Source organism: Coprobacter sp. (genome assembly GCF_982436375.1).
The window spans coordinates 1-12,508 of record NZ_CEWDCG010000081.1 but is presented as its reverse complement, the minus strand read 5'-3'; the positions used below and the strand labels follow the sequence as shown (position 1 = coordinate 12,508).

At 38.8% G+C, this 12,508-nt stretch carries 9 protein-coding genes; 4 read left to right on the top strand and 5 right to left on the bottom strand.

The features are described 5' to 3' along the window. Positions 1-135: 135 nt before the first annotated feature. The 3 genes from AC1WHX_RS06300 to AC1WHX_RS06290 all read left to right on the top strand — a co-directional run bounded on the left by AC1WHX_RS06300 (position 136) and on the right by AC1WHX_RS06290 (position 5,681). A complete protein-coding gene (locus AC1WHX_RS06300) occupies positions 136-1,788 on the top strand; it encodes a glycosyltransferase (protein ID WP_303116438.1) in 1,653 nt (550 codons plus the stop codon). A 78-nt stretch (positions 1,789-1,866) separates the two neighbouring features. Next, entirely contained in the window at positions 1,867-4,422 is a 2,556-nt protein-coding gene (gene glgP, locus AC1WHX_RS06295; protein WP_302544706.1) for an alpha-glucan family phosphorylase, read from the top strand. Between the two features lie 146 nt (positions 4,423-4,568). Continuing rightward, positions 4,569-5,681 (top strand): DegT/DnrJ/EryC1/StrS family aminotransferase, encoded by a 1,113-nt coding sequence (locus AC1WHX_RS06290; RefSeq protein ID WP_302544707.1) that lies wholly within the window; start codon positions 4,569-4,571, stop codon positions 5,679-5,681. Between the two features lie 66 nt (positions 5,682-5,747). On the opposite strand, the gene AC1WHX_RS06285 is transcribed toward AC1WHX_RS06290, so the two are convergent. From AC1WHX_RS06285 to ileS, 5 genes are all read right to left on the bottom strand, one after another. Further along, positions 5,748-6,137 (bottom strand): hypothetical protein, encoded by a 390-nt coding sequence (locus AC1WHX_RS06285; protein ID WP_302544708.1) that lies wholly within the window; start codon positions 6,135-6,137, stop codon positions 5,748-5,750. A 5-nt stretch (positions 6,138-6,142) separates the two neighbouring features. Next, the gene (locus tag AC1WHX_RS06280; RefSeq protein WP_303116441.1) at positions 6,143-6,952 is read right to left on the bottom strand and encodes a DUF4296 domain-containing protein; all 810 of its coding nucleotides are present in this window, start codon (positions 6,950-6,952) and stop codon (positions 6,143-6,145) included. A gap of 10 nt (positions 6,953-6,962) precedes the next feature. Next, positions 6,963-7,574: a lipoprotein signal peptidase gene (locus AC1WHX_RS06275; RefSeq protein ID WP_009319383.1), complete on the bottom strand. Its 612-nt coding sequence runs from the start codon at positions 7,572-7,574 to the stop codon at positions 6,963-6,965. A 138-nt stretch (positions 7,575-7,712) separates the two neighbouring features. After that, complete coding sequence (locus AC1WHX_RS06270; protein ID WP_009319384.1) at positions 7,713-8,090, bottom strand: TraR/DksA family transcriptional regulator; 378 nt, start codon at positions 8,088-8,090, stop codon at positions 7,713-7,715. A gap of 138 nt (positions 8,091-8,228) precedes the next feature. Continuing rightward, positions 8,229-11,654 carry an isoleucine--tRNA ligase gene (gene ileS / locus AC1WHX_RS06265; RefSeq protein WP_303116444.1) on the bottom strand — a complete coding sequence of 1,142 codons (3,426 nt, stop codon included), beginning with the start codon at positions 11,652-11,654 and terminating at the stop codon, positions 8,229-8,231. Positions 11,655-11,837: 183 nt separating this feature from the next. Here ileS and AC1WHX_RS06260 point away from each other — a divergent pair, with 183 nt between their 5' ends. Then, positions 11,838-12,263: a hypothetical protein gene (locus tag AC1WHX_RS06260; RefSeq protein ID WP_009319386.1), complete on the top strand. Its 426-nt coding sequence runs from the start codon at positions 11,838-11,840 to the stop codon at positions 12,261-12,263. Positions 12,264-12,508: the final 245 nt, after the last annotated feature.

Below are 12,508 nucleotides of genomic sequence, written 5' to 3'. Positions count from 1 at the left end.
TGAATATATTTTGTACATTGAATTTGAAAATGTTTTTATTCTAAAAAAGAGAAACTTATTTTCGTTAGAAGAGATAATTGTTGTACATTTGCATTTTATTTTTACACATTAAAAACGTGTTGAATATTGATTAATATGGAAAAGAACCCTCTGAACTTGGACTATCTTTTTGAAGTGAGTTGGGAAGTTTGTAATTTGGTGGGTGGTATTTATACAGTGCTTTCTACTAAAGCAAAAACTTTACAACAGATAAATAAGGATAGGAATGTGTTTATTGGTCCTGATTTGTGGAAAGAAAAAGAATCACCTTATTTTATTGAAGTTCCCTCTCTTTTCAAAGATTGGAAAAAGATAGCTGCAGAAGAAGGATTGCAAGTCAGAACCGGACGTTGGGATATTCCGGGAAAGCCGATTGTTATTCTTGTCGATTACAATAATATGTATCCTTGCCGTAATGAACTGTTTACCGATATGTGGAATTGGTTCGGAGTAGATTCGTTACCGGCTTACGGTGATTATGACGAGTCGTGTATTTTTGCGTATGCTTCGGCACTCGTGATAGAGAGTTTTTATAAATATATACGAGGAGAAAACTTAAAGGTAATAGCCCATTTTGATGAATGGACTACAGGTATGGGATTATTATATATCAAGCATAAATTACTTGCTGTTGCTACTGTATTTACGACTCATGCGACTTCAATAGGGCGCTCTATTGCCGGAAATAATAAGCCTCTTTATGATTATTTGCCGGGATATAATGGCGATCAGATGGCAAGAGAATTGAATATGGTATCGAAGCATTCGTTAGAAAAACATGCTGCGCATCAGGCACATTGTTTTACGACGGTGAGTGATATAACAGCGAGAGAATGTGCTCAGTTGCTCGAACGTTATCCGGATATCGTAACGCCTAACGGATTTGAAGAAAACTTTGTACCCAAAGGAGCATATAAGGAGAAACGGACTATTGCCCGTGAACGCTTGTTGAAACTTGCGGGTTCGTTAATTGGATATGAACCGGATGTAAATTCGTTTTTAATAGCAACTTCGGGACGTTATGAGTATAAAAATAAAGGTATAGATCTTTTTATAGAAGCTGTACGACGATTGAAAGAAACCGATACGGGAGAAAAGGAGATAATTGCTTTCGTAATGGTTCCGGCATGGTCGGGAGATGCACGGGAAGACTTGGCCTTACGGATGGATGTCGTGGAAAAATTCGAAACAGCATTGCCCGATCCATTTGTCACACATGCGCTTTATAATTATAATGATGACCGTGTTATGTCACAAATTCATAATGGTGGATTCTCGAACAGACCGGAAGATAAAGTCAAAATTATTTTTATTCCCTCGTATTTAAAGGGCGATGACGGAGTATTGAATCTTCCGTATTATGATGTATTGATAGGTCTGGACGCGACGGCATTTCCTTCATATTATGAACCGTGGGGATATACCCCATTGGAGAGCATAGCTTTCGGAGTTCCTACTGTTACGACCGATTTATCAGGATTCGGACTTTGGTGCTGTCCTTCGGGAGCTTGTACAGTGTATGAAAAGGGTGTTGCTGTATTGCATCGGACAGATTCTAATTATGATGAAGTGGCAAGCCAATTAATGGAGACAATAAGAGATTTGTCCGATAAAACAGTAACGGAAATCGAAAATATACGCAAGCTTGCAATGAAAACATCGAAGCAGGCATTGTGGAAACATTTTATTTCTTATTATGAACAAGCTTATAATTGGGCTTTGAAAAATGTAAATAAAACTGACAATTAGAACATTATAATAAAGAGGCTGTTTTTAATTAAGCAGAGACAGATAAAATATAAGACTATTAACTAACAACCAAGTTATATGAAAGTACAAGTAAGTAATACAAACGCACCATGTTGGCGTGACATTACGGTAAAATCAAAAGTTCCTGCACAATTGGATATCTTGCAGGAGATGGCTCGTAACATTAGTTGGGTGTGGCATAGTGAGGCGATCGAAATGTTCCGGTCTATCGATCCGGTATTGTGGAAATCGACAAACGGGAATCCTGTATTGATGCTTCAGCAGATTAATTATGAACGCTTGGAAGAAATTGCGGCTGATAAAGCGATGATGCGTCGTATTAATGACTTATACGATGAATTTAGAAAATATATGGATGTAGAAAAGAGAACCGATCTTCCTTCTGTAGCTTATTTCAGTATGGAATATGGTTTGGCTAACATCCTGAAAATATATTCGGGAGGATTGGGTATCCTTGCCGGAGATTATTTAAAAGAGGCCAGTGATTGCAATGTCGATATGGTTGCAGTGGGTTTTTTATATCGGTATGGATATTTTACCCAGACACTTTCTATGGATGGACAACAGTTGGCTAATTATGAACCTCAAAATTTCAACCAGCTTCCGGTAGAGCAAGTTACTGGCGAAAACGGACATCCGATAGTTTTAGAAGTACCTTATCCGGGACGCATTATTTACGCCAATATCTGGAAAGTAAGCGTCGGGCGGGTTCCTTTGTACCTCATGGATACCGATCTCGATTTGAATAGCGAGTTTGACAGACCTATTACATATCAGTTGTATGGGGGAGATTGGGAACATCGTATGAAACAAGAATATATGCTTGGTATAGGTGGTATTCTTATGTTGAAGCGTTTAGGTATCAAGAAGGATATTTATCATTGTAATGAAGGACATGCTGCGCTTATTAATGTGCAGAGGTTGGTAGAGTATGTTCAGAATGAAAAACTTTCATTCGAAGAAGCTCTTGAGGTCGTTCGTGCTTCGTCGCTTTATACGGTGCATACACCTGTTCCGGCCGGTCATGATAGTTTTGATGAAGGATTATTCGGAAAATATATGGGTGAGTTCCCTGCAAAACTGGGAATTTCATGGCAAGACTTGATGGATTTGGGAAGAGAAAATCCAGGGACGAACGAAAAATTCTCGATGAGTGTATTTGCATGTAATACTTGTCAGGAAGTGAACGGTGTGAGCTGGTTGCACGGAAAAGTTTCCCAACACATGTTCCAGCCTATTTGGAAAGGATATGCGGCTGAAGAACTTCATGTGGGATATGTGACTAATGGTGTACATTTTCCTACTTGGGCAGCAACCGAGTGGAAAGAATTCTATGTCGAGAAATTGGGGCGGGATTTTTTAACACATCAAGATGACCGTAAGATGTGGGAAAAAATATACGATGTGCCTGATGAGGAGATTTGGAAGCTTCGCCAGACAATGAAAAATAAATTGGTGAATTTTGTGAAAGACGATTTCCGTGAAAACTGGTTGAAAAATCAGGGAGATCCGTCACGGATTGTTTCTGTTCTTGAGCGTATCAATCCGAATGCACTACTTATCGGGTTTGCTCGTCGTTTTGCAACTTACAAACGGGCACACTTGCTTTTCACCGATCTTGAAAGATTATCCAAGATCGTGAATAATCCTCAATATCCGGTACAATTCCTTTTCTCTGGAAAAGCACATCCTGCGGATGGTGCTGGACAAGATCTTATAAAACGAATTGTCGAAATTTCACGTCGTCCTGAATTTTTAGGAAAGATTATTTTCTTAGAAAATTATGACATGAAAGTAGCCAAACGTCTGATATCCGGTGTAGATATTTGGCTAAATACTCCGACACGCCCTTTAGAGGCATCCGGAACATCTGGAGAAAAAGCCGAAATGAATGGAGTTCTCAATTTCTCCGTGCTTGACGGCTGGTGGTATGAAGGTTATAAAGAAGGTGCAGGCTGGGCATTAACAGATAAACGGACATTCCAAGATCAAGGTCATCAAGATCAATTGGATGCTGCAACGATTTATTCTATGCTTGAAAATCAAATCGTACCTCTTTATTTTGCTAAGAATAGCAAAGGGTATTCACCTGAATGGATTCAGTATATTAAGAATTCCATTGCACAGATTGCCCCAGAGTTTACGATGAACCGTATGCTTAAAGATTATATTGATCGTTTTTATAGCAAAGAGGCCAAACGTTCTAAACTTTTGGTTGCTGACAACTATAAAAAAGCCAAAGAAATAGCCGCTTGGAAGCAAGAAGTCGTAGCTAAATGGGATTCGATCGAAATTAAGTCGGTTAACTTGCCCGAAGCGATACTTTACAGTCCGCATGTAGGCGAAGAATATCCGATTGAGGTAGCTATTGATCCTAAAGGACTTGGAAACTGCATTGGTGTTGAATTAGTCGTTACTCCTGTTGAGGACGGTCAAATGAAACCTTATCAGGTGTATGAACTTAATGTAGTAAAAACGACAGATGATTCTACTGTCTTCCACATCGATTACCAGTTACGAGCAGCGGGAACATACAAATATTCGTTCCGCATGTATCCTAAAAATCCTGATCTTCCTCATCGCCAAGATTTTGCTTACGTGCGTTGGTTCTGATTGTAATAAATGTTATCATAAAAGTCCGGGATTTTAACGATTCCGGATTTTTTGTTTTTTAGTCTACCTGCAAATGTTTAAGAAATGATGGAATGTAAGGATATATTTTAAGAATTTGTATCTTTGTTCAGAAAGATTCTATATCGATGAAATTTCAAGATTTACAGCAAATAAATGCACGTTATGCTGATGAACTGAAAAAAGTTGCGTCAGAAGTGATAGATTCCGGTTGGTATCTGCAAGGAAAAAGAGTTGCCGCATTCGAAAATCAATTAAGTGATTATCTGGGGTGTCGTTATACCGTGTCTGTAGGAAATGGCTTGGACGCATTGAGATTGATATTTAAGGCTTATATCGTGATGGGGTTGATGCAACCGGGAGACGAAATTATAGTACCGGCCAATACTTTTATCGCTACGATATTGGCAATAACCGATAATGGGTTGAAACCGGTGTTTGTAGATCCTGATATACAGACATTCAATCTCGATATAGAAAAAGTAGAGATGAAAATAACCGAACGTACTCGGGCGATTGTTGTAGTACATCTTTATGGCCGCTGTTGTTGGAATGAAGAGTTAAAACATTTGGCGGAAAAACACAGACTGAAAGTTATAGAAGATAATGCTCAAGCGATAGGAGCGGTCAGTCGAGTAGAAGGGTTTAACGGAACATGCAAAACAGGAGCGTTGGGTGATGCTGCGGCGATTAGTTTTTATCCCGCAAAAAATTTAGGAGCGTTGGGGGATGCCGGAGCTATAACTACGAATGATACGGAATTGGCCGATGTGATTCGTGCATTAGCCAATTATGGTTCTATTGAAAAATATATAAATGTTTACCAAGGGTTAAATAGCCGCATGGATGAATTACAGGCTGCATTTTTATCTGTAAAGTTGAAGTATCTCGATAAGGAAAACCTGGCTCGTCGGCAAGTTGCTATTTGGTATGATAAGTATTTGAACCATCAGGACATTATAAAGCCTGGTATAAAATCTCCTGAGGAACATGTATGGCATCAATATGTGATTCGGACCGGACGGCGGGAAGAACTTCGCTCTTATCTTGAAAAACAAGGTATTCCGACAATGATTCATTATCCTATCCCTCCTCATAAACAGTTTTGTTATCATCAATATAATGATTTAGACCTCCCTGTCTCCGTATTGCTTAGCCGTGAAGTGTTAAGTCTTCCGGTTTCTCCGGTAATCACAGAGTCCGATGTTATTGAAATATCTTCTTGTATAGCGGATTTTTAGACCGATTCTAAGATTTTATGGATATAAGATTTTGTTTGAAGTTTTGATTTCTGATGGCTATTCAAATTATTGAGGTCGAAAAATTTCGTTAATTTCGATAGAAAAGGATTCTGGTCTCTCATTTTCCCAACATATTTCCGGGATATTACATAATAAACAACGCCCACCCATATTAGGCATATTGTTTTTATACACGGGATTTTTTAAAATGGCGAGGGATAATCGGGTTTTAGGATTTTCTATCTGTTTTTTTATCGTAGCGATGAAGTCTTTTAAATGAATATGGAATGAGGGAGATGCGACAATCAAAATACCATCGATAAAGGTAGTATTTGACGTTTCATTGGAAAAAGGAGTTATTTCGATTATTTCATCTTTTTCATTTAGAAAAAGAATATGTTTATGATATATTTGCTCTCTATAACAAATGCAGTGTGCAAAAAATCCCCGTTTCATAGTTTTTATTCTGTTGCGGTAGAATCATTCTCTGCCGTTATTTCCGGTCGTGTTATTTCCGACTTTCTATAACGGATACGGGTAAGAGAAATGCTGTCGGCGTAAGTTTTTATCCAATCGGGACGTGATGGAACAATAATGTTTCCGTATATTTTATTGATAGCAGACGAATCGGATTCGACTCGGAATGTTGCCCACCCGTTATTGCGGATATTAGAACTGATGAAGCGAATCGAGTCATTTTTATGCTTTACAGCTAATGTTACATGAGGATATTGCTTATGTATCTGAGGTAACATGCTGAATTTCAATTTTAAAATAAAAATATCTTTTTCTTGGTAATTATCGTCTGCAGGAATATCGAAAGTCAATATACTTCGTCCGATATGAGGTTCGAAAACATAGAACTGTTCCTTCGGCCATATATTCACAGAATCTCCGGGACGGGAGAGTGGTTGGGAGTTGTTTTCGGCAATCAATACTTTTACGGCTTCATCTTCTTCTTTGAGACGAGCTATGACATTATCGTATATTTTGATATATTTGGGTAAATGATGCCCATACCACATTAGAGAAGAGTCGAATAAAGCTTTATTTACTCCATGCTTTTTTAGCACAGCGTTGCGCAGTTCTTCTTTTTGTTCTATGGAACCGTATTTCTGATAATTTTTTTCTATAATCGCTTCTGATTTATGAATATCGACTAAGAGATCTTCCATTGCCTTAGGCTTGATAATGTGATCGGGAGTTCGGTCACAAGCCGGGAATAAGCAAAGAATTACACTGCATAAAGCTATATAAAACAATGATCTCATAAAAGACTATTTAGTTCTTCGACACAGATGCTAAGTATTTTCGATAAAAAAGCAGCAATACGATTACCCCTATAGTAATAGCCGAATCGGCTATATTAAAAACCGGTCGAAAAAATTCGAAAGAATCTCCTCCGATAAAAGGAATCCAATCAGGCCAATAGAACCGGAATAGAGGAAAATAGAGCATATCTACGACTTTCCCGTGAAATAACGACTGGTAACCGCCGCCTTCGGGGAATAAGGTTGCCACAAACGGAGGTGTCGGGTTGTCAAATATAACACCATAAAAAACACTATCTATTATATTACCGAATGCACCGGCAAGGATAAGAGCGATGCAAACGACATATCCTCTTTTAAAGGGACGGTGTACTATTTTATACAAGTAGTATCCGATAAAAATAACGGCTGCAATACGAAACAAACTAAGAAACAGTTTGCTGATGATTTCTATACCGAAAGCCATTCCGTTGTTTTCTATAAATAGAATATAAAACCATTTTGTGATTTCGATATCTTGACCCAGATACATGTGAGTTTTAACCCATATTTTAGTAAACTGGTCGATAAATAATACTAAAAATATTACCAGTATAGCTATTTTTCCGTTTGTCAGTTTCATCCTCTTTTTAAACTGTGTGATGTTATTTATCCGTATTACGGATGTCCGATAAAGACAATTCGACGCCTGTTCCGTATGTTTTGTATATACGTCAAGTGTCGAATTGTTATTTTATATCAGATTCAAAGTGATCCGATTTTATTTCTGGTCTTTTTTGGCATTGATACTAAGTGTAGCATGAGGTACGGCCCGTAATCTTTCTTTAGGAATCAATTCTCCGGTTTCCCGGCAGATCCCGTATGTCTTGTTCTCGATTCTTACCATGGCAGCCTGCAGATGTTGTATAAACTTCATCTGTCGTTGAGCTAACTGACCAGCTTCTTCTTTCGATAGTGTCGTTGCACCTTCTTCCAGTACTTTGAACGTAGGAGAAGTATCACTTGTATCATTACCGTCAGCGTTCATAACTGCCGACTTCAGCAGATCATAATCCCGGTAAGCCTTGTCGAGCTTTTCTTGTATGATCGCGCGGAATTCTTCCAATTCTGCATCCGAATATCGTGTTTTTGTACTCATAGGTTTACGGTTTTTAAGTGAATAACCTTTTTTTCTTATTTACTACATAACATAGTAGATGTTATATAGTTTACAATATGATGCGAAAATAAAGAAATTACCCCAATATACAAAATTACCGGGGTAATAATACCGAATTTATGCTTTTGTTACGGATACTTGTAATTTAAATGAATCGAAATCCAGCTCTGTACAATTCTCATCGGATACGGTATCGACTATTTCTATCAAGTCTGCAAGCACTTGTTTTGCTATGTAATCTTCATATTTGTTTATTGCAGAATCTGTTTCGGAATGACTGGTCAGTTTTACGGTTATTTTATCCGTAATATCGAAACCGCTCGCTTTTCTGATATTCTGTATCCGATTGACCAATTCTCGGGCTATTCCTTCAAGGCGAAGTTCCTCTGTGACTGTAATATCAAGAGCCACAGTCAATCGTCCTTCATTGGCAACTAACCATCCGGGAATATCCTCAGAAATAATATCCACGTCATTCAATTCTATCGTAGCCTGTTGAGATTCGATATCGAACGTAAATTGTCCTTCAGTTTCGAAACGTGCTATTTCTTCTTGTTCCATTGATGCGATAGCTGCGGCTAATTGCTTCATGATTTTTCCATAGCGCGGTCCGAGCTTCTTAAAATCGGGTTTGATCCGTTTTACGAGTATTCCGGCCGTATTGTCTACGAAATTCAGTTCCTTTACATTTACTTCATTTAATATCAAATCTTTAACCGCTTCGATTTCCTCTTTCTGTTTTTCGTCTAAAACAGGAACCATTAATGCTGTTAGAGGTTGACGTACTTTAATATTTACTTTTCTTCGCAAGGCAAGTACCATAGATGTAATATCCTGAGCTATTTGCATACGTTCTTCTAAGGTCTTGTCTATATATTCCGGATGTAAAGTCGGAAAATCGCATAAATGTACCGATTTGTCAGAACGTCCGGTTGCGGATGTCAGGTCTCTGAACAACCGGTCTGCAAAGAACGGTGCTATGGGAGACATAAGTGCAGCGACAGTTTCCAGACATGTGTATAAAGTCTGATAAGCAGACAGTTTATCTGCATCCATCGTTCCTCCCCAGAACCGTTTCCGGTTAAGACGCACATACCAGTTGCTTAGATTATCGTTAACAAAGTCGGAAATAGCACGCCCTGCACGGGTCGGTTCGAAATTATTATAATGTTCGTCAACCTCTTTTACAAGAGTATTCAACAAAGAAATGATCCAGCGATCTATTTCAGGACGTTCTGCTACGGGGATTTCCGGCTCGGAGAATGTAAATCCGTCCACATTCGCATATAAAGCAAAAAACGAATAGGTATTGTAAAGTGTCCCGAAAAATTTTCGGCGAACTTCTTCTATACCGTCTATATCGAATTTCAGATTATCCCATGGAGATGAGTTGGTGATCATGTACCAACGCAGTGGGTCTGAACCGTATTTCTCAATCGTAGAGAACGGATCGACGGCATTGCCTAATCGTTTGGACATTTTATTCCCGTTTTTGTCAAGCACAAGACCGTTTGAGATAACGGCTTTATAGGCGACGCTGCCGAAAACCATTGTGGCAATGGCATGGAGGGTAAAGAACCATCCGCGGGTTTGATCTACCCCTTCGGCAATGAAGTCTGCCGGGTATATTTCGTGACTGTCGAGCAACTCTTTATTTTCAAATGGATAATGTATTTGAGCATAAGGCATTGCACCCGAGTCGAACCACACATCGATTAAGTCGCTTTCTCGTTTCATCGGCTTCCCGCTTTCCGATACTAACACGATATCATCGACGTATGGCCTGTGTAAATCGATTTTGTCGTAATTTTCTTTTTTATATTCGCCCGGTACAAACCCCTTTTCTTTGTACGGATTCGATTTCATGAATCCTGCAGCGATGGATTTTTCTATTTCGTTATATAATTCTTCTACCGATCCGATACATTTTTCTTCTCCTTCTTCTGAACGCCAAATAGGGAGAGGTGTACCCCAGTAGCGCGAACGACTCAAGTTCCAGTCATTCAAGTTCTCCAGCCATTTTCCGAAACGTCCTGTTCCGGTAGATTCCGGTTTCCAGTTGATGGTCTTGTTCAGTTCTATCATCTGATCTTTACAAGCCGTTGATTTGATAAACCAACTGTCCAACGGATAATATAATACCGGTTTGTCGGTACGCCAGCAATGCGGATAATTATGTACATGTTTTTCTATCTTGAATGCCTGATTATTGGCTTTCATCATCATACAGATAGAAATATCGAGAGTTTCGTCTTTATCGGTAAGATTCGGGTCGTACGCATTTTTCACGAAACGTCCGGCATATTCTTGGTATAAATCTACATTTACACACTCTTTTACAAATGTGTCGTCCAGCTCATCGAGTAAATAGAATTTTCCGGTAAGATCTACCATCGGACGCAGTTCTCCCTTTTTATTGACCATTTGTAACGGAGGTATTCCTGCAGCCTTAGCGACTTGGGCGTCATCAGCACCGAAGGTCGGTGCAATATGTACGATACCTGTACCGTCTTCTGTTGTTACATAATCTCCCGAAATGACACGGAATGCTCCTTCTCCCGGATTGACCCACGGAATAAGTTGTTCATATTCCATTCCGACTAAGTCCGGACCTTTATATTCAGCAATCACTTTATAGGGAATCAATTTGTCTCCGGGTTTATAATCTTCTAAAGCTAAGTCTGCCGCTTTCGGATTGAAATGAGTATTCAATAAAGCCTTTGCCAAAACTACTGTGATAGGCTTTCCGCTATAAGGGTTATAAGACTGCACCGCAACATAATCGATTTTCGGCCCTACGCATAGCGCAGTATTTGACGGTAGTGTCCAAGGAGTCGTCGTCCATGCAAGGAAATAAGGAGTTCCCCATTCTGCCATTTCCGGTTTCGGATTTTTCATTTTGAACTGGGCGACTACAGTCGTGTCTTTTACATCTCTGTAACACCCCGGCTGATTTAGTTCATGAGAACTCAATCCTGTCCCTGCGGCCGGAGAGTAAGGCTGAATCGTATATCCTTTGTAGAGCAGTCCTTTATTATAAAGTTGCTTTAATAACCACCATAGAGTTTCGATATAACGGTTGTCGTATGTGATATAAGGATCGTTCATATCTACCCAATATCCCATTTTATGAGTAAGGTCTTCCCATTCACGGGTATATTTCATCACGTCTTTACGGCATGCGGCATTATAATCAGCTACCGAGATCGTCTTTCCGATATCTTCCTTGGTAATTCCGAGTGCTTTTTCTACGCCTAATTCTACGGGTAATCCGTGAGTATCCCAACCGGCTTTACGTTTAACATGAAACCCTTTCATCGTTTTGTAACGGCAAAAAATATCTTTGATCGATCGTGCCATTACGTGATGAATACCCGGCATTCCGTTTGCAGAAGGCGGTCCTTCATAAAATACGAAAGACGGGCAACCTTCACGAACTTCCAGACTCTTGTGGAATACATTTTCTTCATCCCATTTTTTCAGTACCTCTTTGTTTATCTCGGATAAATCGAAGTGAGAATATTCGGTAAACTTTTTACTCATATCTGATAAAATATTACTGCTTTCAAAAATCGCCCCGAAGGTACGAAAAATCAACGAAAAACAGCTTTGTTATAATGATAAAAAGTATGTAGATATTATTTTATTATTGTTTTATCGGTTTTTCTGCTAAAAGCAGGATATTTCCCTATATTTGTATATTTATGTATAATTAACGGTTGAAGAATGTGTAATTGGGTAAATAAGTCGGGTGTTGTCACGATTGTCCTGTTTGTTTTCTGCGTAGTGTTTTTTTCGTGTGAAGAAATCAGTTTCGGAAAAGATCAGGATACTGCTGAGATGTTATGTAATAGAGTCTGGGTAGATTTTTATGACGAAGACGATTATACGGAGTGCCGTAGGGAGCTCTCCTTTTATTTGGACGGAGGAGGAATAATACGATACGATTATTATAATATATATACAGGGGATCTATTGGATACGTTTTCTGAATATTTTTATTGGGACTGGAGTATTTACGGACATTCTATTGATATGGAATTTTCCGATGGTTACAGTTACTTCGATGATATTATAGTTAGCGGAAATTATCTTTCCGGCATTTTGGATGGTTATAAGGTAACGTTTACCGATGGCTATTTGCTTGATTAAATAAAGCACAACATTGGAAAAGTATTTATATAAAAATTGAACAGACTTTTCGGTTTTGTGAAAATACTTTTGTTTATATTTTGATTGTTTGGAGTATTTTATATAAATTGCCGCAGGGTGTCGGTATATTGGAGAGAAGATGATCTGTGAATCTTTTCTTGTATGATGAGGTGGCAATATTTATTGATCGTAAAGGGGACAAGCCGATGACCGGATTAAACCAAATCCGTTTTTAATCAGGAAAC

Coding starts and splice junctions, on each gene's coding strand:
- AC1WHX_RS06300 (WP_303116438.1), top strand. CDS start 136: ATGGAAAAGAACCCTCTGAACTTGGACTATCTTTTTGAAGTGAGTTGG.
- glgP (WP_302544706.1), top strand. CDS start 1,867: ATGAAAGTACAAGTAAGTAATACAAACGCACCATGTTGGCGTGACATT.
- AC1WHX_RS06290 (WP_302544707.1), top strand. CDS start 4,569: ATGAAATTTCAAGATTTACAGCAAATAAATGCACGTTATGCTGATGAA.
- AC1WHX_RS06285 (WP_302544708.1), bottom strand. CDS start 6,137: ATGAAACGGGGATTTTTTGCACACTGCATTTGTTATAGAGAGCAAATA.
- AC1WHX_RS06280 (WP_303116441.1), bottom strand. CDS start 6,952: ATGAGATCATTGTTTTATATAGCTTTATGCAGTGTAATTCTTTGCTTA.
- AC1WHX_RS06275 (WP_009319383.1), bottom strand. CDS start 7,574: ATGAAACTGACAAACGGAAAAATAGCTATACTGGTAATATTTTTAGTA.
- AC1WHX_RS06270 (WP_009319384.1), bottom strand. CDS start 8,090: ATGAGTACAAAAACACGATATTCGGATGCAGAATTGGAAGAATTCCGC.
- ileS (WP_303116444.1), bottom strand. CDS start 11,654: ATGAGTAAAAAGTTTACCGAATATTCTCACTTCGATTTATCCGAGATA.
- AC1WHX_RS06260 (WP_009319386.1), top strand. CDS start 11,838: ATGTGTAATTGGGTAAATAAGTCGGGTGTTGTCACGATTGTCCTGTTT.